General features: G+C 76.4%; 19 protein-coding genes. 11 read left to right on the forward strand and 8 right to left on the reverse strand.

Annotated features, from left to right (window positions below):
- The first annotated feature begins 85 nt into the window (after positions 1–85).
- The 4 genes from ACI78V_RS08120 to ACI78V_RS08135 all read left to right on the forward strand — a co-directional run bounded on the left by ACI78V_RS08120 (position 86) and on the right by ACI78V_RS08135 (position 4,154).
- Positions 86–709 carry a hypothetical protein gene (locus ACI78V_RS08120; RefSeq protein WP_456850328.1) on the forward strand — a complete coding sequence of 208 codons (624 nt, stop codon included), beginning with the start codon at positions 86–88 and terminating at the stop codon, positions 707–709.
- Positions 710–857: 148 nt separating this feature from the next.
- On the forward strand, positions 858–2,477 hold the full coding sequence (locus tag ACI78V_RS08125) for an SIR2 family protein (RefSeq protein WP_456850329.1): 1,620 nt from the start codon (positions 858–860) through the stop codon (positions 2,475–2,477).
- Between the two features lie 103 nt (positions 2,478–2,580).
- Positions 2,581–3,819 carry a cytochrome P450 gene (locus ACI78V_RS08130; protein ID WP_456850330.1) on the forward strand — a complete coding sequence of 413 codons (1,239 nt, stop codon included), beginning with the start codon at positions 2,581–2,583 and terminating at the stop codon, positions 3,817–3,819.
- 119 nt (positions 3,820–3,938) lie between these two features.
- Positions 3,939–4,154 (forward strand): hypothetical protein, encoded by a 216-nt coding sequence (locus ACI78V_RS08135; protein WP_456850331.1) that lies wholly within the window; start codon positions 3,939–3,941, stop codon positions 4,152–4,154.
- Positions 4,155–4,184: 30 nt separating this feature from the next.
- Here ACI78V_RS08135 and ACI78V_RS08140 read toward each other — a convergent pair whose 3' ends face one another.
- Complete coding sequence (locus ACI78V_RS08140) at positions 4,185–4,940, reverse strand: DeoR/GlpR family DNA-binding transcription regulator (protein ID WP_456850332.1); 756 nt, start codon at positions 4,938–4,940, stop codon at positions 4,185–4,187.
- A gap of 48 nt (positions 4,941–4,988) precedes the next feature.
- Here ACI78V_RS08140 and ACI78V_RS08145 point away from each other — a divergent pair, with 48 nt between their 5' ends.
- Positions 4,989–5,663 carry an NUDIX domain-containing protein gene (locus ACI78V_RS08145; protein ID WP_456850333.1) on the forward strand — a complete coding sequence of 225 codons (675 nt, stop codon included), beginning with the start codon at positions 4,989–4,991 and terminating at the stop codon, positions 5,661–5,663.
- Between the two features lie 42 nt (positions 5,664–5,705).
- Here ACI78V_RS08145 and ACI78V_RS08150 read toward each other — a convergent pair whose 3' ends face one another.
- From ACI78V_RS08150 to ACI78V_RS08160, 3 genes are all read right to left on the reverse strand, one after another.
- Positions 5,706–8,018: a HelD family protein gene (locus ACI78V_RS08150; RefSeq protein WP_456850334.1), complete on the reverse strand. Its 2,313-nt coding sequence runs from the start codon at positions 8,016–8,018 to the stop codon at positions 5,706–5,708.
- Positions 8,019–8,147: 129 nt separating this feature from the next.
- Complete coding sequence (locus ACI78V_RS08155) at positions 8,148–9,152, reverse strand: alpha/beta hydrolase (RefSeq protein ID WP_456850335.1); 1,005 nt, start codon at positions 9,150–9,152, stop codon at positions 8,148–8,150.
- A gap of 70 nt (positions 9,153–9,222) precedes the next feature.
- Positions 9,223–9,912 carry an alpha/beta fold hydrolase gene (locus tag ACI78V_RS08160; RefSeq protein WP_456850336.1) on the reverse strand — a complete coding sequence of 230 codons (690 nt, stop codon included), beginning with the start codon at positions 9,910–9,912 and terminating at the stop codon, positions 9,223–9,225.
- Positions 9,913–10,066: 154 nt separating this feature from the next.
- Between ACI78V_RS08160 and ACI78V_RS08165 the strand changes: the two genes are divergently transcribed.
- The 6 genes from ACI78V_RS08165 (at position 10,067) to ACI78V_RS08190 (ending at position 16,164) form a co-directional block, all read left to right on the forward strand.
- Entirely contained in the window at positions 10,067–10,222 is a 156-nt protein-coding gene (locus ACI78V_RS08165) for a hypothetical protein (RefSeq protein WP_456850337.1), read from the forward strand.
- A 131-nt stretch (positions 10,223–10,353) separates the two neighbouring features.
- The gene (locus ACI78V_RS08170) at positions 10,354–11,151 is read left to right on the forward strand and encodes an alpha/beta fold hydrolase (RefSeq protein ID WP_456850338.1); all 798 of its coding nucleotides are present in this window, start codon (positions 10,354–10,356) and stop codon (positions 11,149–11,151) included.
- A 9-nt stretch (positions 11,152–11,160) separates the two neighbouring features.
- On the forward strand, positions 11,161–13,434 hold the full coding sequence (locus ACI78V_RS08175) for a SpoIIE family protein phosphatase (RefSeq protein WP_456850339.1): 2,274 nt from the start codon (positions 11,161–11,163) through the stop codon (positions 13,432–13,434).
- A 60-nt stretch (positions 13,435–13,494) separates the two neighbouring features.
- On the forward strand, positions 13,495–13,818 hold the full coding sequence (locus ACI78V_RS08180) for a hypothetical protein (RefSeq protein WP_456850340.1): 324 nt from the start codon (positions 13,495–13,497) through the stop codon (positions 13,816–13,818).
- 94 nt (positions 13,819–13,912) lie between these two features.
- Positions 13,913–15,079, forward strand: coding sequence for an acyl-CoA dehydrogenase family protein (locus ACI78V_RS08185; protein WP_456850341.1), 1,167 nt, complete (start codon positions 13,913–13,915; stop codon positions 15,077–15,079).
- Positions 15,079–16,164 (forward strand): acyl-CoA dehydrogenase family protein, encoded by a 1,086-nt coding sequence (locus ACI78V_RS08190; RefSeq protein ID WP_456850342.1) that lies wholly within the window; start codon positions 15,079–15,081, stop codon positions 16,162–16,164. Before ACI78V_RS08185 ends, ACI78V_RS08190 begins: the two co-directional genes overlap by 1 nt.
- A 112-nt stretch (positions 16,165–16,276) precedes the next feature.
- On the opposite strand, the gene ACI78V_RS08195 is transcribed toward ACI78V_RS08190, so the two are convergent.
- The 4 genes from ACI78V_RS08195 to aztD form a co-directional block, all read right to left on the reverse strand.
- The gene (locus ACI78V_RS08195) at positions 16,277–16,897 is read right to left on the reverse strand and encodes a putative quinol monooxygenase (protein ID WP_456850343.1); all 621 of its coding nucleotides are present in this window, start codon (positions 16,895–16,897) and stop codon (positions 16,277–16,279) included.
- Positions 16,898–17,057: 160 nt separating this feature from the next.
- Positions 17,058–17,678: an antibiotic biosynthesis monooxygenase gene (locus tag ACI78V_RS08200; RefSeq protein WP_456850344.1), complete on the reverse strand. Its 621-nt coding sequence runs from the start codon at positions 17,676–17,678 to the stop codon at positions 17,058–17,060.
- 312 nt (positions 17,679–17,990) lie between these two features.
- The gene (locus ACI78V_RS08205) at positions 17,991–18,884 is read right to left on the reverse strand and encodes a metal ABC transporter substrate-binding protein (RefSeq protein ID WP_456850345.1); all 894 of its coding nucleotides are present in this window, start codon (positions 18,882–18,884) and stop codon (positions 17,991–17,993) included.
- Complete coding sequence (gene aztD, locus ACI78V_RS08210; protein WP_456850346.1) at positions 18,881–20,200, reverse strand: zinc metallochaperone AztD; 1,320 nt, start codon at positions 20,198–20,200, stop codon at positions 18,881–18,883. The genes ACI78V_RS08205 and aztD overlap by 4 nt, the downstream gene beginning before the upstream one ends.
- Between the last annotated feature and the right edge of the window lie 58 nt (positions 20,201–20,258).

Genomic DNA, 20,258 nt, shown 5'->3' on the forward strand with positions numbered 1-20,258 from the left:
CTGGTCGGAGCGTCGCGGGGCACCTGCCCGGGGAGTGGCCGGTCGCACGGGGGTGCCCGGGCGGGCGTGAGGGACACTGGCACCCGTGGGAAACGGCGGATCGGTGTTGACAGCGGAGCGGACGACCCCTGAGGCGGCCCGCCGGACGTGGCCGCGGTGGCTGGCCGGTGGTCTCGCGCTGGTGGTCCTCGCGGTCGTCGCGGTGTTCTGGGACGGCGGCGAGCGCCTGCTGCTCGGCGCGATCGGGGTCCTGGCCGCCGGCCGTGGCCTGCTGCTGGCCCGCGCCGGCGGGCGGGCCCGGGGTGGAGCCGCCGCGGTGGCCGTCGCGGGGCTGGCGGCGGTCGTGGTGGCCGTGCTCTCCGCGACCGCGGCCGGCTGGGTGCTGCTGGTCGGCGTGCCGGCCGGGTTGCTCACCGGCGCGCTGGTGCTGCTCGCCCGCGCGGGCGCCGTCCGCCGCAACGCCCAGGCCGCGCTGGTGTGGGGCGTGCTGGTCACCGGCCTGCTGGTGGTCACCGGTGTCGCCACCACCTGGAGCCGCGCCGCGGAGGGCGCCGCGGTGGTGGCCGCGCTCGGCGTCGGCCTGCTGGGCGTGTCCCTCCTGGTCGGCGCCATGAACCTCCGGACCCTCGCGGCGACGCCCCCGGCCCCGGTGCGGCCGGCCGGGTGCGCCGGCTGTGCCTGCGGCGCCGGCGGCTGCGGCTCGGCCTGACCGGCTCGGCCTGACCGGCTCGGCGCGAGGCGGCTGCCCCTGAGCCGCTCGGCCGGAGCGGCTCCGCCCGGACGGCTCGGCCCCACGCCGGTCGAACGTCCCGGCTCCGTTCCGGTTACCGGCGCGGCGGAGGGGCAACCCCGGGTGCGTGGGTGGACACGTCTTCGTCGTCGGGGCGGATCTGCGCCGGCTGGTCTGTGACGACGTCCTCGTGCCGACCGACCGCTCCCTGCGGGTGACCAGCGGCTGGCGCGAGCTCCTCCCGACCGGCCTGGTGCTCAGCGAGGACGATGCCGGTCTCTGCCTGGACCTGCGGTGGGACGGCGAGGAGCGGGTGCGGACGGTGCCCGCGGACGGCGCGCGCCGGCTGTGGCTGGTGGACACCGTCGACCGCGGTGACCGGGACCCCGACCGGGCACTGCCCTGGTTGCTCGACGGTGCCCGGGAGGCCCTGGCCGCCGTCGCCCGGCGGGAGCCGTCCGCGCCGGTGCTCGGCCGGGCCCGCCGGCTGGTGGCGCTGCCGGCGCTGGGCACCGGCTGGGGCGGGGCCGCCGGCCGGCGCGGCACGCTGCTGCAGCAGCTGCTGCCCGTGCTGCGGGAGGCCGCCGCGGAGCACGGTTTCGACGTGGCGCTCGTGCTGCACGGGCCCAGCGACCTCGCCGCCGCGCAGCGGGTGCGTCGCGGCGAGACGGACAGCTGGGACCTCCCCCAGCACCTGCGGGAGCTCGCGGAGGACCTCGGTGAGCGGGCCCGGCGCGGCCAGCTGGCCGCGTTCGTCGGCGCCGGCGTGAGCGCGGCGGCCGGCCTGCCCACCTGGGAGCAGCTGCTCGACGAGCTGGCCGAGTGCTCGGGGCTGACCGGCGCGCTGCGCGAGGGGCTGACCCGACTGCCCGCCCAGGACGCCGCGGCACTGCTGGCCCGGGAGCTGGGGCGGGAGCGGCTGGAGTCCTTCGTCAAGGAACGGTTCGGCCCCGCCCGGTACGCGCTGGCGCACGCGCTGATCGCCGACCTGCCGGTGCAGGAGTTCGTCACGACCAACTACGACCCCCTCGTCGAGCTCGCCGCCGCCGACATCGGCCGCGACCTCTCGGTCCTCCCGTTCGACGAGGCCGAGCCGGGCCGGCCCTGGCTGCTGAAGCTGCACGGTGACGCCGCGCACCCGGAGAGCATCGTGCTGACCCGTGAGGAGTACCTGCAGTTCGGTGACTCGCGGGCGGCGCTGGCGGGGGTGCTGCACTCGCTGTTGCTCACCCGGCACGTGCTCTTCGTCGGCACCTCGATGCAGGACGACGACCTGATCCGCATCGCCCACCAGGTGCGCAGTGCCGGCCAGGGCCGCGGCACCGCGGCCCGCCGGCGCAGCGGCACGGTGCTCGCGCTCCAGGAGGACCCGGCGCGGGCCCGGCTGTGGGAGCGGGACGTCGAGACCGTCGCCATGTCGCCCGCGGACACACCCGCGGCCGAGGCGGCCCGCCTGCTCGAGGTGCTGCTCGACCTGATCTGCTGCCTGTCGACCCCTCCGACCGGCTACCTGCTCGACCGGGCCTACCGCGGCCTGCTCAACGACGAGGAGCGGGCGCTGGCCGACGCCCTGCGGGCGGTGGAGGCGGCGATGCCCGCGCAGCCGGGCACGGCGGCCACGGGGGAGGTGGCCGCGCTGCTGCGCCGGCTGGGCTCGCCGGTCCGCGGCTCGGGACGCGGGCCGGCCCCGGCGGACGGCGCGACCGACGTCGAGGACGACCGGCTCCAGCAGCAGCGTCCCGGCTGACGCCGTCCGTGCCCGTCCGTGGACGTGCCCTGTGCCGATGCGCGGGTGTGCCCCGGGGAGATGTGCGGTTAGCCCCCCGTCCGGGTTGGGCACGGTCCGGCTCATGCGCCGTCCCCGCCTCGACGACACCGTCCGGCTGCTCGCCCAGGGCTACGCCTGGCTGCCCGACAAGCGGCGGCAGCTGGGCCGGCGCACCGTCCCGACCCGGCTCGGCGGGCTCCCCGCGTTCGGCATCGTGGGTCCCGACGCGGCCCGGTTCCTCTACGACGAGGACCACGTCCGCCGCGCGCACGCCATCCCGGAGCCGGTGCAGGGGACCCTGTTCGGCAAGGGCGCCGTGCACACCCTCGACGGGCACGAGCACCGCGTCCGCAAGGCGATGTTCGTGGCCCTGCTCATGGACGACGACCGCATCCACCCGCTGGTCGAGCGGGCCACCGCCGCGTGGGACGCCGCCGTCCCCGGGTGGGTGGAGCGGGAGCAGATCGTGCTGTTCGAGGAGGCGCGGGTCGTGCTCACCCGGGCGGTCTGCGCCTGGGCCGGTGTCCCGCTGACCGACGACGAGGTCCCCGCGGTCGCCCGTGACCTCACCGCGCTGGTCGACGGCTTCGCCACCGGCGGCCCGCGGCACTGGCGCGCCCGGCGCTCCCGGGGACGGCAGGAGGCCCGCCTGGCCCGGCTGGTGGACGAGGTACGTCGCGGCGAGGCGACGGTGCCCACGGGCTCGGGGGTCGACGTCGTCGCCCGGCACCGGGACGCCGATGGTGAGCAGCTCGACCCGCACACGGCCGCCGTCGAGCTGCTCAACGTCGTCCGGCCGACGGTGGCGATCAGCTGGTTCCTGGCCTTCTCGGGGCACGCGCTGGCCCGGTGGCCGCAGCACCGCGAGCGGCTGGCCTCGGGGGACCGTGCCTTCGCGGAGGCGTGGGCGCACGAGGTGCGGCGGTTCTACCCGTTCGCGCCGTTCATCGGCGGCCGGGCGCCGCACGCGGTCGAGTGGGACGGCGAGCGCATCCCGGCCAACGCGATGGTCCTGCTGGACCTCTACGGGCAGGACCACGACGCCGAGCTGTGGGGCGACCCGTACACGTTCCGGCCCGAGCGGTTCCTCGACCGGGAGATCGGCGCGTACGAGCTCGTGCCGCAGGGTGCCGGCGATCCGCGCACCAACCACCGCTGCCCCGGCGAGCGGATCACCGTGGCCGTGCTGTCGGCGCTGGCCGTCCGCCTGGCCCGCCTCGACGTCGAGGTACCCGAGCAGGACCTCACGATCTCGCTGCGGCGGATCCCCGCCCTGCCCCGCAGCGGCGTGGTCCTGCGGGTGCGGGGGACCTCCGCGTGACCGCAGTCGGCCGGTGGCTCTCCGTCGCGGGCACGCCGAGGGCGGATCCCGGCCCGATCCGTCCGTGGTCTGATCGGGCCGGCCGCGCGGAGGAAGCGCGCCACGGGGGGAGGAACGGCATGGGCAGGTGGCTGGCACCGCTGGCCGGGGTCGTCGGGTTGCTGGTGCTGGTCGTCGGCCTGGTCTGGGCCGAGCTCGACGTCGCCACCACCGGCGGCATGGGGTTGGTCGGGCTCGGCGTGCTCGTGCTCGTCGTCGCCACGTTCGTGGCCTGCGCCCAGGAGGGCCTGACCCACCTGGCCCGGCGCCGCCACCCCACCGTCCGCCGCTCCTGAGCCGGCCCGGCCCACACACCGGAGGGCCGCTCAGGCCTCCAGCAGCTGGACGCCGGCGGCGCGGAGGTCCTGAACGGCGGCTGCGTCCGCGGGTGCGTCGGTGACCACCCCGGTGACCGCGGCGAGCGGGAGGACCAGGAAGGGCGAGGCGGCCCCCACCTTCTCCCGGCTGGCCAGCACGTAGGTGTCGGCGGCACGTCGGGCCAGCGCCCGCTTCATCGCGGCCTCCTCCGCGTCGCCGGTGGTGAGCCCGGCCTCGGCGTGCACGCCGGTGACACCGAGGAGGAAGAGGTCGGCGGTGACCAGCGTGGCGGCCTCGACGGCGGCGGCGCCGCAGGCCACCACCGAGTGCTTGAACAGCCGTCCGCCGATGACCTGCACCTCGACGCGGGGCAGCTCCGCCAGGGCGACCGCGACCGCGGGGCTGTGGGTGACGACGGTGGCCACCAGGTCACGCGGGAGCGCGCGGGTGACCGCGAGCGCCGTCGTGCCGCCGTCCAGCAGCACGGTGCTCCCGGGCCGGACCAGCTCCGCCGCGCGCGCGGCGACCCGCTCCTTGCTCTCGACGGCGACCGCCCGGCGGGCGGCGTGGTCGGCGATCGCGGGGGACACCGGCAGCGCCCCACCGTAGACCCGCTGGCAGAGCCCGGCCGCGGCGAGCTCGCGCAGGTCACGGCGGACGCTGTCCTCCGACACACCGAGCTCGACGGCCAGGTCCTTGGCGACGAGGCGGCCGTCGGTCCGCAGCCGGTCGAGCAGCAGGTCCCGACGGTGGGCAGCGAGCATGCGCGTTCCTCCTTGTTCGTGCATGATTCTGCACTATGGTCGGGCGGTATGACGACCACCGTGCACGTCCCCGGCATCGACGTCCCCGACGCCCGTGGGCGCGTCGGCCTGGACCGGGTGGGGCGGGAGCTCACCGGCAACCCGGACGTCCGGGTCACCGACGTCGAGCTCCTGGCCAGCGCCTGGCACGTGCTGCGCCGGACCACGTTCGAGTACCGGCACGCCGACGGGCGGTGGACCACCGAGCGGCGGGAGACCTACGACCGCGGCAACGGCGCGACGATCCTGCTGCACGACGTCGCGCGCGGCACCGTGCTGCTGTCCCGGCAGTTCCGCTTCCCGGCCTACGTCAACGGCCATCCCGACGGGCTGCTGGTGGAGACCGCGGCCGGCCTGCTCGACGACGACGACCCCGACACCGCGATCCGTCGGGAGGCCGAGGAGGAGCTCGGCGTGGCGGTCGGGCCGCTCGAGCGCGTCTTCGACGTCTTCATGAGCCCCGGCTCGGTGACCGAGCGGCTGCACTTCTACGCCGCCCCCTACACGGCCGCGGACCGCACCGGTGCCGGGGGCGGGCTGGCCGAGGAGGGCGAGGACATCGAGGTGCTGGAGCTGCCGTTCACCGAGGCGCTGGCCATGGTCGACGACGGGCGGATCGCCGATGCCAAGACGGTCATGCTGCTGCAGTGGGCGGCGTTGCGGGGGCCGTTCGCCCGGGGCTGAGCTGTCCGGGAGGGCAGGGACGGCGGTCCCTCCCCGGACAGGTCAGCCGAGCCGGGCCAGCGCCGCGGGCAGCGCACCGGGGGAGAGGACGCCGAGCCGCTGGGTGGAGCGGGTGAGCGCGACGTAGAGGTCGTTGTGCCCGCGGACCCCCTCGTCGAGCACCCCCTGCGGATCGACGACCAGGACCGCGTCGAACTCCAGGCCCTTGGCCTCGGCCGGGGTGATCACCACCGGGCCGAGTGAGGAGTCGGCGTCCGCACCGGTGGAGACGCCGTCCACCCGACCGGCGAGCGCGGCGGCCACGGCGGCGACGCGGCTCCCGGGCACGACGACCGCGGTCGTGCCCTCGTGCTCCGCCCACCCGGCGACCACGTCGGCGACCCGGCCGGCCAGCGCCTCCTCGCCGGTCACCTCGGCCCACGGGGCCTCGGTGCCGGGCCGCACCGACCGCGGCGCGGTCGCGCCGGTGCCACCGGCGGCGAGCACGTCGGCGGCGACGGCCATGATCTCGGCCGGCGTGCGGTAGTTGACGGTGAGCTCCTCCAGGCGCCACGCGTCGCCGACGTGCGGCTCGAGGGTCTGCGCCCAGGCCGACGCGCCGGCCAGCGTGCCGGTCTGCGCGAGGTCGCCGACGGCGGTCATCGACCGGGTCGGGCAGCGGCGGACCAGCAGCCGCCACGCCATCGGGGAGAGCTCCTGCGCCTCGTCGACGACGACGTGGCCGAAGGTCCAGGTGCGGTCGGCCGCCGCCCGCTCCGCGGTGGTGCGGGTGTCGACCGCCTGGTGCCGCTCGGCCAGCTCCTCGGCGCCGATGAGGTCACCGGCGCTGAGCACCTCGGCCTCGAGGTGCTCGTCCTCGAGGTCGACCGACCGTGAGCCGTGCAGCACGTCGAGGGTCTCCTGCGCCTCGGCCAGCCGGCGGCGGCGGTCCCGCTCGGCGCGGGCGCGCTGGGCGCTGTCGTCGTAGCCGAGCAGCTCCTCGGCCTCCTCGAGCAGGGGGACGTCGGCCGGCGTCCAGGCGGCTGGGTGGGTGGGAGGAGGACCAGCGCGGTGCAGCAGCGCCCGCGTCGCGTCGTCCCACCCCGGGGTGGCGCGCTCGATGCGGGCCGGGTCGGCGTAGAGGTCGCGCAGCAGCCGCTCGGGGGTGAGCACCGGCCACAGCTCCTCGACCAGCGCCCGGACGGCGTGGTCCTCGGCGACCTCCTTGCGCAGCGCGGCGACGTCCTCCCGGTCGAGCAGGTTCACCCCGCCGCGGACGTCGGCGCCGATCCGCTCCGCGTACCGCTTGGCCAGGGTGTCGACGACGCGGCGGGCGAACTCCGGGCGGGCGAGGTTGTGCAGCCGGTCGGCCTTGCGGGCGCCGTTCTGGGCCCGGCGGACGTCGATCGGGCGCAGCCGCAGCACGAAGCCGTCGATGGTGACCTCGCGCGGGCCGTCGGGCACGACCTGCCGGTCGGTGACGGCCGCCTGCAGCACCTCCACCATCTCCAGCCGGCCCTTGACCGCGGCCACCTCGGGCGCCTCGACGCCGCGGGCGTCCAGGCCGGGGCGCAGCTGGCCCAGCCCGGACAGCAGCACCCCGGTCTCGCCCAGGGAGGGCAGCACGTCGGCGATGTAGCGCAGGAAGGTCGGCGTCGGTCCGACGACGAGCAGGCCGCGGCGGGCCAGCCGCTCGCGGTGGGTGTAGAGCAGGTAGGCCGCGCGGTGCAGGGCGACGGCGGTCTTGCCGGTGCCCGGCCCGCCCTGGACGACGAGGACGCCGCGGTCGTCGGCGCGGATGATGCGGTCCTGCTCGGCCTGGATGGTGCGGACGATGTCGGTCATCCGGCCGGTGCGGGCGGTGTCCAGCGCGGCCATGAGCGCGGCCTCGCCGGTCAGGCCGGAGGTCGCCACCCCGCCGGTGAGGACCTCGTCGTCCAGCCGGACGACGGTGCGCCCGCGGGTGCGGATGTGCCGCCGGCGGGAGACGCCCAGCGGGTGCACCGGGGTGGCGGTGTAGAAGGGCCGGGCGGCGGGCGCCCGCCAGTCGACCAGGGCGGGGTCGCCGTCGGCGTCGTCGGCGGCCAGGCCGATCCGGCCGATGTAGAGCGGGCCGTCGTCGGTGCGGTCGATCCGGCCGACGCACAGGCCGGCCTCGGCGGCGTCGAGGGCGGTGACCCGCTCGGTCTGGAACCGCACCGTGGCGTCGCGCTCCTGCAGGGCCTGGGGGTCGACCGCCGGCCAGGAGATCGCCTGCCGCAACCGGCGCGAGGCCAGGTCGCGGGCCGCGTCGAGCCGGCCGTAGAGCTCCTTCACGTACTGCTGTTCGGTGTCGATGTCGGGATGGGGAACGACCTCGGGCTGCGTCGTCGGCACTGCGCTCTCTCTGTCGGCGTCGTCCTGCGGAGGAACAGGCACGGGACAAGGCAAACGCCCATGGTGCCCCCGCATTCCCACCGGTGGGGGCAGGCGCCCGGCGCCCGCCCCCACGACGGGGTGGAGCCCTCAGCCCGCCAGCAGCCGGCGCAGCCAGCGGGTGCGGGCGGCCCGCGCCTCCCGCGAGATGGCCGCCTCCGGCGCGAAGCCGTCGAAGCCGTGGAAGCCGCCGGGCCACACGTGCAGCTCGGCCTGCCCGCCGGCCTGCCAGATGCGGGTGGCGTAGGCGACGTCCTCGTCGCGGAAGGTCTCCGCCGACCCGACGTCGACGAACGCCGGTGGCAGCCCGGACAGGTCGGTGGCGCGGGCCGGCGCGGCGTAGGGGGAGACGTCCGGGCCGCCGCGCGCCGCGCCCAGCAGCGCCGTCCACCCGGTGTCGTTCGCGGTGCGGTCCCAGACGCCGAGGCCGGCCATCTGGTGGGCGGAGACGGTGTCGTTGCGGTCGTCGAGCATGGGACACACCAGGAGCTGACCGGCCAGTGCCGGGCCGCCGCGGTCGCGGGCCATGAGGGCGAGCGCGGCGGCCAGCCCGCCACCGGCGCTCACGCCCCCGACCACGATCCGCGCCGGGTCGATGCCCAGCTCCCCGGCGTGCTCGGCGGTCCAGACCAGCCCGGCGTAGCAGTCCTCGACCGGGCCGGGGTGCGGCGTCTCCGGGGCCAGCCGGTACTCGACCGAGACGACCGCCATCCCGAGCTCCTCGGCGTGCTCCACCGCGCCGAGGACCCCGGAACGGTTGTCGCCGATGACCATCCCGCCGCCGTGGGTGTAGAAGACCGCCGGCGTCGGGCCGGTCGCTGCGGTCGGCCGGCAGATCAGCAGGGAGATCTCCGGCGCGCCCTCCGGTCCGGGGACGGACCGCTCCTCGACGGTGAACGCGCCGCCGCGGCGCAGGTCGTCGTCGGTCGGCCGCGGCATGAGCTCGGCCTGCCGGAGGGCCGGGACCACCTCCGCGGTGAGCGGGGTGGAGAACGCGTCCGCGAACTGCTCCAGGGCGATCGCGCACTCCGGGTCGAACGGGGGCGGCGGGCCGATCCCGGCGGCGGGACGGGCGGACGGCGACGTCGGTGTCACGGGACCTCCTGCGCTGGCGGACGGCGGCCGGGAGGCGACCGCCGTGCGCATCCTGGCGTGGTCGCCGCGGTCAGAGGGCCGCCACGTACGCGACCAGCCGGTCGGCCAGCTCGACCGGGCGGCTGAGCGCGACCAGGTGCCCGCCGGGGACCTCGTCGACCGGCAGCCCCAGCCGCTCGGCGGCGACCCGCCGCTGGAACGCCGGGGGGAAGAAGCGGTCGTCGTGCCCGGCCAGCACGCGGGTGGGGACGTCGGGCCAGCGCTCCAGCGGCCAGGGCTCGGCGAACGGCGTGGCCGACTGGGCGGACGCGGACGGGCCGGTGGCCAGCACCTCGGCCGGGACGTCGTGGGTGAAGGCGGCGTCGAGGTCCCCGGGGTCGTACGGCCGGCCGTCGTCCCGGGCCGCCTGCGCCTGCGCGTCGGCCTGGCCGGTGGCCGCCCACCAGTCCCCGCCGCTCTCGCCCGGCCGCGGCACCATCGCGTTGAGCAGGACCAGCAGGTCGACCGGCACGCGCGTGGCGACCAGCGGGGCGGTGAGCCCGCCCATCGACTGGCCGACGACGACCAGCGGCCGGTCGCGGCAGCCGTCGAGCGCGTCCAGCACCGCCTCGGTGTACCGCTGGAGGCCGGCGGCGTCGTCCCCGACGGGCAGCTCGACCGGCACGGCGGCACAGCCCCGCCGGCGCAGCTCGGGCACGAGCCGGTGCCAGTACCAGGCCTGCCCGCCGGCTCCGGGCACGAGGGCGAAGGTGGCGCGCACACCCTCCCGACCGCCCGCGCGCCCGGATCTCATCGGCGCCCGGACCGCCTGCTGCTGCCGAGGTCACAGCGGGCGACCAGGACGGCAACCCGCAGGTCACCTGCGTGACACGTCTGCTACCTACCGTCGTCCGCGTACACCCGAGGAGGCAGCCATGACGACGCAGACCACTTCCCGCCGGACCCGTCGCGCGACCGGGGCGCGGACCCGCCCGCGCCCGGAGCGCAACGCCTGGACCTGCCCGAACTGCCAGAAGGTCACCCACCCGCCGCGCAAGCGCTGCGCCGACTGCGGCACCTCCCGCTACTGAACCCCGCTCAGGGGGCGGGCGGCGCGCCCCGCAGCCGGACGACGGCGGCGCGGTAGCGTCCCGCGCCCAGCCGCGTGGTCGGCGTGCCGGTGGCCGGGACACGGAGGGGTCCGTGCGGCTACCGTCAGGCGGTGGACGTGATCATGCGCAACCGGGTCCGTGTCAGCGGTCCGGCGGGCGCGCGACCCATGGTCTTCGCCCACGGGTTCGGCTGCGACCAGTCGATGTGGCGCTTCGTGGTTCCGGAGTTCGAGGTCGACCACCGCGTCGTCCTGTTCGACCACGTCGGGTCCGGGCGGTCCGACCTCACCGCCTACGACCCGGCCAAGTACGGGTCGCTGCGCGGGTACGCCGGCGACGTCGTCGAGCTGTGCCGGGAGCTGGAGCTCGACGACGTCGTGTTCGTGGGCCACTCGGTGAGCGCGATGATGGGCGTCCTGGCCGTGCAGCAGGCCCCGGAGCTGTTCGGGGCCCTGGTCATGGTGGGCCCGAACCCCCGGTACGTCGACGACGGCGACTACACCGGTGGTTTCTCGCGCGCCGACATCGCCGGCCTCCTCGAGTCCCTCGACAGCAACCACCTCGGCTGGTCCGAGGCCATGGCGCCGGTGATCATGGGCAACCCGGACCGCCCGGAGCTCGCCGCCGAGCTGACCAACAGCTTCTGCCGCACCGACCCCGACATCGCCCGCCAGTTCGCCCGGGTCACCTTCCTGTCCGACAACCGCGCGGACCTCCCCGGCGTCACCGTGCCGACGCTGGTGCTGCAGTGCAGCGCCGACGCGATCGCCCCCGAGGTGGTCGGCCGCTACGTGCACGAGCACGTGCCCGGCAGCGTGTTCACGCAGCTGGCTGCGACCGGGCACTGCCCGCACCTGTCGGCGCCGGAGGAGACCGCGGCGGCGATCCGGGCCTTCCTCTCCTGCTGAGGCGTGGCCATGGACGAACGCAGCGGCCCGCAGCCGCCCGAGCGCCCGGAGGGGCTGTACCGGCTGCTCGACGAGGACCCCGCCGACCTCTACGAGAGCGCGCCCTGCGGGTACGTCTCGACGCTCCCGGACGGCCGGGTGGTCAAGGTCAACCGCACCTTCTGCGAGTGGACCGGCCGGGCCGCCGGGGAGCTGCTCGGCACCCGGTTCCAGGAGCTGCTGAGCATCGGCGGGCGGGTGTTCTACGAGACCCACCTGGCGCCGCTGCTGCGGCTGCAGGGCGCGGTGCGGGAGGTGGCGCTCGACGTCGTCCGCGGTGACGGGTCGCTGCTGCCGTGCCTGGTGAACGTGGTGGAGGTCCGCGACGACGCCGGCGGGCCGGTGCTGCTGCGGGCCACGGTGTTCGAGGCGACGTCGCGCCGACAGTACGAGCGGGCCCTGCTGGCCGCCCAGCGCGCGGCCGCCGAGTCCGAGGCGCGGTCCCGCACGGTCCAGCAGGTGGTCTCCGACCTCGCCGCGGCCACGACCGCGCGCCAGGTGGCCGACGTGGTGGTCGCCCGGGCGAGGGAGGCCGTCGGCGCCAGCGGGGCGGGGCTGTGGCTGGCCGCCGAGCGGCGCGCGGAGACGCGCCCGGGGACGTCGCTGCCGCCGGTGGAGCTGGTCGCCAGCGACGGCATCCCCGAGGAGCTGCTGTGCGCGATGGGCGCCGCCGCGGCGGGCGGGGCGGAGCTGGTGCGCGGCGGCGGGGTGCACACGGTCCCGCTGGGCGCGGGCATGCGGGCGGTGTGGCCGGAGCTCGCCCGGGCCATGGCCGAGGCCGGCCAGGAGGCGCTGGTCGTCGTCTCGGTCAACGCCGACAGCCGCCACCTCGGGGCGCTGGTGCTGCTGCTCGGCGCGGTGGGCGACAGCGAGCTGGTCGACCTAACCGAGCCCGGGCAGCGGGGGTCCCTGCCGCGGGCCGACGTGGAGCTGCTGGACACGGTCGGCCGGCAGACCGGTCAGGCGCTGGAGCGCGCGCGGCTGTACGAGGAGACGGCGCGGCAGGCGGCGCGCTCGGCCTTCCTGCTCGACGCCGCACGGCTGATGGCCTCCGCCGGCGGGGTGGCCGAGACCGCCGAGCGGCTGGCGGAGCTGGCGGTGCCCCGGCTGGCCGACGTCTGCGTCATCGACCTGGCCACCGAGGCCGGTCTCACCCGGCCCGCGGTGCGCCACGGCGACCCCGCGCGGCAGCAACTGGTCGCCGAGCTGCAGCAGCGGCACCTGCCGCACCCCAGCGGCCCGCACCCGAGCATGCGGGCGATGGTGGAGGGCCGGACGGTGTGGGTCCGGGAGATCACCGACCGGTTCCTGACGGAGATCACCAGCGACGAGCGGCACCTGGAGATCGCCCGGTCGCTGGACCTGCGGGCCATGGTCTGTGTGCCACTGCTGGCGCAGGGGCGCGCGCTCGGCGTGCTCACCCTGGCCGCCGACCGCCGGCGCGGCCCCTTCACCGCCGCCGACGTCGAGGTGGCCGAGCAGCTGGCGCTGCAGGTGTCGCTGGTCGTGGACAAGGCCCAGCGTTTCGAGCTGGAGGCGCGCACGTCCCACACCCTCCAGCGCGGCCTGCTGCCCCCGGCCCCGCCGTCGGTGCCGGGGCTCGCGGTCGCGGTCCGGTACCTGGCGGCCAGCTACGGCGCCGACGTGGGCGGCGACTTCTACGACGTCGTCCTGCTGCCCGGGGACGAGGTGGGGCTGGCCGTGGGCGACGTCGTCGGGCACGACATCACCGCGGCCGCGGTCATGGGGCAGCTGCGCAGCGTCTACCGCGCGCTGCTGGGCGACCGGCCACCGCCGAGCGCGGTCATCGACCGGCTGCAGGCGGGGTGGTCCCTGCTCGGCCTGCAGCGGATGGCGACGGCGCTGTTCGCCTCGCTGGACCCGGCCACCGGCCAGCTGCGCGTCGCCTCGGCCGGGCACCTGCCGCCGCTGCTGGTGTCCGAGGGGCACGCCGAGCTGCTCGACGTCCGGCCCAGCCGGATGCTGGGCGCGCCGCCGGCGCCGGCACCTGCGCCGGAGTGGGCGGGCGTGCTGCCGCCCGGGGCCACGCTCGTGCTCTACACCGACGGGCTCGTGGAGAGCCGCGACGCCGACCTGGACGTCGGCCTCGACGCCCTCCTGGAGGCGGCCGCCCGGGCCGCGACGACCGACCCGGACCGGCTGTGCGACCAACTCGTGGCCGACCTCGCCGCCGGGGCGCGCGCCGACGACGTGGCGCTCCTGGCGATCACGCGGCTGCCCTAGCGCGGGACACCACTCCCGCGCGACCATCGGCACAGGGCACGTGCGGCGCGGGAGGCGGCCATGGAACGTTCGCCGGACCCGGGGGCGCCCAACCCGGTCATCGAGTCGATCGACGGGGCCACCGGGGACATCACGATGTCCGGTGACGCGATGCGCTGGTCGCCGGAGCTGGCCGAGGGGCACGGGCAGACCCCGGCGACGTCGTTCCCCGGCGTGGACGTCGCCGCCGGCTTCGGCGCGCTGATCGGCCTCGACGGCGCCGGCGTGCGGCGGCTGGTGTCCGGCGCGGTGACCTCGCTGGCCACCGTCGCGACGGACGTCGTCTCCGAGCTCCGCCAGCTGACCCGCGGTCCCGACACCGACGACGACGCGACCAGCGACTGACCCGGCGCGCGGAGCGCTCCGGGAGCCGTCGGCGGCGGGGGCCTGTAGAACCGACGTCGGGGAAGGCCACACCGACGTGGGGGGATCGCACCGCATGAGCAGCTCGCTGGCCCTGGCGCCCGCGCCGCCGTCCGAGGCCGCCGAACAGGTGCGCGCGGAGGTGCGGGAGTTCCTCGCCGCCGAGCTGGCCGCCGGCACGTTCACCACGCACGTCGACACCTGGCTGTCCGGCGTCGACCCGGCGTTCTCGCGGAAGCTCGGGCAGCGCGGGTGGCTGGGCATGACGTGGCCGAGGCGCTACGGCGGCCACGAGCGCTCGGCGATGGAGCGGTACGCCGTGACCGAGGAGCTGCTGGCCGCGGGGGCGCCGGTGGCGGCGCACTGGATCGCCGACCGGCAGTCGGGGCCGAACCTGCTGCGGTACGGCACCGAGGCGCAGCGGCAGGAGATCCTGCCGCGGATCGCGGCGGGGGAGTGCTACTTCGTCATCGGGATGAGCGAGCCGGACTCCGGCTCCGACCTCGCCTCCATCCGCACCCGCGCCACCCGCGACGCCGACGGCGACTGGGTGGTCACCGGGGCGAAGGTGTGGACGTCGAACGCGCACGCCTCGCACTACGGGATCGTGCTCGTGCGCACCTCGCCGCCGGGCGAGGGGCCGCGCGGCCGGCACCAGGGCCTCTCCCAGCTGCTGGTCGACCTGTCGCTGCCCGGCATCACGGTCAACCCGATCCGGATCCTCGACGGCGGGCACCACTTCAACGAGGTGGTCTTCGACGACGTCGTCGTCCCCGGCGACATGCTGCTCGGCGAGGAGGGCGCGGGCTGGCACCAGGTGACCGCGGAGCTGGCGTTCGAGCGGTCCGGGCCGGAGCGGTTCCTGTCGACCTACCCGCTGATCGCGGAGTTCGCCCGCCGCGCCTGCGACTCCGGCGACGCCGCGCAGCAGGCCACCCTCGGCCGGCTGTCGGCGCGGTTGCTGGCGCTGCGGCAGCTGTCCCTGCGGATCGCCGCCGCGCTGGACCGGGGGGAGCTGCCGGACATCCCCGCGGCGCTGGTCAAGGACGTGGGGACGACGTTCGAGGCCGACGTCATCGACGAGGTGCGGCGGGTGGTCGCGGTGACGCCGTCCCTGGACTCGCCGGACCCGCTGGGCCGGGCGCTGGCCGAGGCGCAACTGCACGCGCCCGGCTACACGCTCCGGGGTGGGACCAACGAGATCCTGCGCGGGATCGTGGCGCGCGGACTGGGGCTGCGCTGATGTCGGAACAGGACCTGGTGGTCGCGACCGTCCGGGACGTCCTCGCCGCGCACGAGCCGTTCGCACTGACCGCCGAGCGGCCGTGGGACGCCGGGCTGTGGGCCGAGCTGGCCGACGCCGGGCTGACCGGGGTCGGGCTGCCCGAGGAGGCCGGTGGCTCCGGCGGTGAGCTGGCCGACGCGATCGCGGTGGTGCGGACGCTGGCCGCCGGTGCGGCCGCGGTGCCGGTGGCCGAGCAGCTGCTGGTGGCCGGTCCGGCGCTGCTGGCCGCGGACCTGGACCTGCCCTCGCCCGAGGAGCCGCTGACGATCGCCACCGAGGGCGTGGTGCACGCCGAGCCGGTGGACGACGGTGACGGGCCGGGGCGCTGGAGGCTGACCGGGACGGCCACCGACGTCCCGTGGGCGGGGGTGGCGCGGCACGTCGCGGTCCTCGCGGCGGCGCCGGCGGGCATCGAGGGCGGCGTCCTGGCGCTGGTGGACGCCGAGGGGTTGGCGACCAGCGGGTCGCGCAACCTCGCCGGGGAGCCGCGCGGGTCCCTGGTGCTCGGTGGCGCCCCGGCCGGTGGCGCGCTGCTGACCCCGGCGCGGGTCGCCGAGGTGCGGGCGCGGTTCGCGCTGGCCCGGGCGGTGCAGCTGTCGGCGGCGCTGGAGCAGGTGCTCGACCAGACGGTGCGGTACGCCGGTGAGCGGGAGCAGTTCGGCCGGCCGATCGCGCGGTTCCAGGCGGTGCAGATGGAGCTCGCGGAGATGGCGGGGGAGGTGACCGCGGTCACCGCGCTGGTGGACGCCGCCGTCCAGGCGCTGGCCGGTGCCGGCGAGCCCACCGCCCGCGACGTCGTCCTGGCCGCGGCGGCGGCGAAGGTGCGCGCCGGTGCGGCGGTCGAGGTGGTCGCGCGGCTGGCCCACCAGGTGCACGGCGCGATCGGGTTCACCCAGGAGCACCGGCTGCACCACCTCACGCGGCGGTGCTGGTCGTGGCGGGACGAGGCGGGGTCGGAGCTCACCTGGTCCACGGTGCTGGGCGTCGGGCTGCTGGCCGACGGCCCCGACGGGCTGTGGCCGGCGCTCACCCGCGTCGTCTGAAGAGGGACCTCCCTGCCCCCGCCGCTCGCAGGCTCGCGGCGGGCCCCTGCAGGGAGGCCACAGGACTCCAGCGCCGGGGCCGGCCGGCGTGACCCGGCCGGCCCGGCCTCCCTCAGACGGTCTCGGGGACCCGCAGGTGGTGCAGGACCAGCTCGAACTCGGCCACCTCGAGGATCTGGGCGCCCATCGCGGCGGCGAACTCCTCGCGGACGGCGTCCGCGTTCGTGCGCGACCGTTCCAGGGCGGCCCGGTCGGCGTAGGTGACCGCGCCGGCGCCGCGGCCCTCCCGCCGGTCGGTCATCAGGCTGGCGCTGCAGAAGCCGTCCATCTCCTCCAGCCGGGGCAGCAGGCTCATCTTGTAGGCGTCGACGATCCGGTCGACGTTCGACGGGTCGGTGCGGCTCCAGGTCACCCGGGTGCAGGCCCCCTCGGGGGCCTGGTGCGCGCGGTGCAGGACGGCGATCTCCCAGGTCTGCACCTCGGGCCGGCCGCCGAGGATCCGGCTGGTCTCGTCCCGCATCGGTCCCACGCGGTCCATCGTGGCGCGCATCGCCTCCTCGGTCTCCCACGCGGAGGTCACGATGCAGCGGCCGGTGTCGCGGTCGGCGAGCATCGACAGGCCGACGCAGCCCTCCATCTGCTGGACCTTGGGCATCGCCTGGTCCCGCATGTAGGCGGTCGCCTCGTCGATCGCCCCGGGGTTGCCGCGGACGGTGGTCGTTCGGGCGTACATGCCACCACTCCTCTCCGGAGGCGGCGAGACCCCTGCGGCATCGCCGCGCTCCGGAGCCTGCTCGCCTTGCGGGGGTGTGGCAATGGGGGTCTGCGGGGCGGACCCACCGGTGCCCCGGCCGGCGCCCGCTGGTCGTCGCGGGCGCCGGCCGGTGCGCCTCTCAGGCCGTCTCGGGCACCCGCAGGTGGGCGAGGACGAGGTCGAACTCGGCGATGTCGGTGATCGCGATGCCCATGGCGGGTGCGAACTCGTCGCGCAGGCCGCGGGCCATCTCGCGGGTCTCCTCCATGTCGGTCCGGCTGTCGTAGGTGACGGCGGAGGCAGCCACCCCCTCGGCGCGGTGCACCATCAGGCTGACGCTGCAGAACCCCTGCAGTTCCTCGATCCGGGGCATGAGGGACATGCGGAAGGCGTCGATCGTGCGGTCCATGGCGTCGGGTTCGGCGCGGATCCAGGTGACGCGGGTGCAGGCGCCGTGGTGCGCCTCGTGCGCCCGGTGCATGACGGCGACCTCCCACTCCTGCACCTGCGGTTGGCCGCCGAAGATCTCCGCCGCCCTCTCGCGGGACGCCCGTACGCCCTCGGCGCTGGCGTGCATCGCGTCCGCGTCGCGCCAGGAGGTCGTGACGATGGCGCGGCCGGTCTCGCGGTCGGCGAGCATCGACAGGCCGACGCAGCCGTCCATCTGCTGGACCATCGGCATCACCTCGTCGCGGACGTAGGCGATCCCCTCGTCCATGGCCTGGGGGTTGCCGTGGATGGTGGTCGAGCGGGCGTACATGCCACCACTTCCTCTCCAGAGGGACTCTCGATGGAGACGGCGGTGCCCGTGCGGCAGCGCCGCGTCGCTCAGCGTCCTCGCCGGGGCCCGGGCTGGCAACGGTCCCGGACGGCGGCGTGGCCGTTCCCCGGCACCGGGCCGCCGTGCCCGACGGGCCGCCACGCGCCGCACCCCGGCGGCCACGCCGCGGACCCGGCCGCAGCGCGGGGCCGTCGGGTCGTGGGCTCGCCGGCTGGTCGTCGTGTCGGCATGTCGCCTCCTCGACCGGTACACCGGTCGACATGTCGGCTCGTCGACGCCCCCTCTCGCGGGTCACCCCGGCCCGCAGACCAGGCCGCGCTGCAGCGCGGCCAGGTTCTGCCGCATCAACCCGGGGTAGTCCTCGCCGTCGGCGACCCGTTCCACCGGGTGGAGCACGTCGACGGCCGCCCCGAGGTCGCCGGCCAGTGCCCGGCCTCCCGCAGGAGCGGTCGTCGCCTCGAGGAACACCGTCCGCACCCCGGCGTCGCGCACGGTCTCCGCGACCCGGCGCACGCGGGCCGGTGACGGTTCCACCCCGGGGTCGAGCCCGGCGATGCCGACCTGTCGCAGTCCGTACCGGTCGGCCAGGTAGCCGAACGCCTCGTGGGAGGTGACCAGCACGGCGCCCCGGCACGGCGCCAGCGCGTCGGCGTACTCCCGGTCCAGGGCCCGGAGCGTCTCCTCGAGCCGGGTGACGCGCGCCCCGACGTCGTCCGCCGAGGCGGGGTCCAGCGCGACCAGGGCGTCGCCCACATCACGCCCGATCTCGGCGAGCCGCAGCGGGTCCAGCCAGAAGTGCGGATCGCCGTCCAGGTCGGCGACGGTCGCGGCCTCCACCAGTGCGGCCGGCGCCTGCTGGGCGAGCACCTCGTCGACGCCCGGCTGCAGGCCGCCGGACTGGTGCACGACGAGGTCGGCCTGCCCGAGCCGGACGACCTGCCGGGCCGTGGGCTCGAACCCGTGGACGGCCGCGCCCCGGGCGAGGTCGGTCACCTCGACCCGCGCACCGCCGACCTGCTCGGTGACCCACCGCAGCGGGTACGACGTCGTCACGACGTCCACGGTCCCGGCCGCGCCCCGCGCCGCCTCGCCGGTGCAGCCGGGGAGGGCGCCGAGCAGCAGCCCGCCCAGCAGCGCGGCGAGGAGCCGGACGGGCAGGGGTGCGCGGGGGCGGCCGGAGGTCACTGCCCGGCGCCGCTGTCGTCGTGGGCGGCCTCGTCGTGGGCCGCGTCCCCGGACGTCTCGACGTCCCCCGAGACGCCCTTCAGCTCGTTCGGCGTCACGGTCAGCTCCGCGCTCTTCCAGACCTCGCCGCCCTCGACGTCGACGGCGTGGATCCGGTTGCTCGCCGGTTCGGTGACATAGGCGGTGCCGTCGAGGACGAAGACCTGCGGGTGCGGTGCCTGCCAGTCCTCGGCCTCCTCCCACGGGGCGGTGACGGGGATGGAGCGGGTGACGCTGCCGGCGACCGGGTCGATGACGTGCAGCGCGCCGTCGTACCCGAGCACGAGGCCCTCCCCGTGCTCGCCGCGGCCGAAGGAGCGGTACCAGTAGGGCGCGGGGACGTCGACGATGCGCAGCTGGGCCGTCGTGGTGTCGATCAGGGCGACGCGGCTGGAGCGGTCCTCCGGGCTCGTCTCGTAGTCGCCCAGCACGACCGGCGACGCCTCGCTGCCGAACTGGTTGCCGATCCGGCCGTACGCGTCGGGGCTGTCCACCTTGGTGAGCGCGCCGCCGGCGTGGAGCAGGACGCCGTCCTGGCAGCCGATGACGATGGCCTCCCCGGCGGCCACGGTCTCGCCGTGCACCCCCGGGCAGTCGTCGGAGGCGGCGACCTCCCGGCCCTCGGCGTCGAGGACGCGCACGCCGGTGCCGCCGTCCTCGGTGCCGTCGGAGACCAGCATCGTGCCGTCGGCGAGCTCGACGGCGACGCCGTGGTGCGGCGTCGGCGTGGTGTGCTCGCGGACCTCGCGCCCGGGGTCGGTGACCGCCGCGCTGTCGAACGCGGTCACCTCACCGGTGCCGTCGTCGAACAGGACGGTCCGGCCGGCGTGGGCGACGACGTGCCCGGGCCTCTCGGCCGGGAACGTGACGTCGGTGAGGGCCGGGTCGTCGGTGTAGTAGTGCGCGTGGTCGCCGTGCGCCTCGGCCCGGGCGCCGGTGTCCAGCACCCGGAAGCCGCCCGAGGTGGAGACCAGCAGGTGCCGGCCGTCGCCCACCTCGCTCAGCCGGTTGAAGCCCTCGAGCGGCTCGTCGCCCACCACCTCGAGGGTCGTGGCGTCGAGGACCTGGATGCCGCCGTCGTAGGTGATCGCCAGGCGGGGGGCGCTGGCCCCGACCTCGGTCGCGGCGTCCTCGCCCACGGAGCCGTCCCCGGTGGCGGTCGGGGCGGCGGCCGGGCGGGCAGCTCCGGTGGAGGCGCACCCCACCAGGAGGACGAGGGGCAGGACGGCGGCCAGCGCGGGCGCACGTCGGGCGACGGGGTGGGTGAGGCGGTGCACGGGGCCCTCCAGGGGACGGGGAACGGGACGGCGGCACCGTATCAACAACGACAATCAT

Source organism: Geodermatophilus sp. SYSU D00742 (assembly GCF_054049935.1).

Bases quoted from the DNA above. Each gene is read 5' to 3' on its own strand.
- ACI78V_RS08130 (WP_456850330.1), top strand. From the start codon at position 2,581: ATGCGCCGTCCCCGCCTCGACGACACCGTCCGGCTGCTCGCCCAGGGC.
- ACI78V_RS08135 (WP_456850331.1), top strand. From the start codon at position 3,939: ATGGGCAGGTGGCTGGCACCGCTGGCCGGGGTCGTCGGGTTGCTGGTG.
- ACI78V_RS08140 (WP_456850332.1), bottom strand. From the start codon at position 4,940: ATGCTCGCTGCCCACCGTCGGGACCTGCTGCTCGACCGGCTGCGGACC.
- ACI78V_RS08145 (WP_456850333.1), top strand. From the start codon at position 4,989: ATGACGACCACCGTGCACGTCCCCGGCATCGACGTCCCCGACGCCCGT.
- ACI78V_RS08165 (WP_456850337.1), top strand. From the start codon at position 10,067: ATGACGACGCAGACCACTTCCCGCCGGACCCGTCGCGCGACCGGGGCG.
- ACI78V_RS08175 (WP_456850339.1), top strand. From the start codon at position 11,161: ATGGACGAACGCAGCGGCCCGCAGCCGCCCGAGCGCCCGGAGGGGCTG.
- ACI78V_RS08180 (WP_456850340.1), top strand. From the start codon at position 13,495: ATGGAACGTTCGCCGGACCCGGGGGCGCCCAACCCGGTCATCGAGTCG.
- ACI78V_RS08185 (WP_456850341.1), top strand. From the start codon at position 13,913: ATGAGCAGCTCGCTGGCCCTGGCGCCCGCGCCGCCGTCCGAGGCCGCC.
- ACI78V_RS08190 (WP_456850342.1), top strand. From the start codon at position 15,079: ATGTCGGAACAGGACCTGGTGGTCGCGACCGTCCGGGACGTCCTCGCC.
- ACI78V_RS08195 (WP_456850343.1), bottom strand. From the start codon at position 16,897: ATGTACGCCCGAACGACCACCGTCCGCGGCAACCCCGGGGCGATCGAC.
- ACI78V_RS08200 (WP_456850344.1), bottom strand. From the start codon at position 17,678: ATGTACGCCCGCTCGACCACCATCCACGGCAACCCCCAGGCCATGGAC.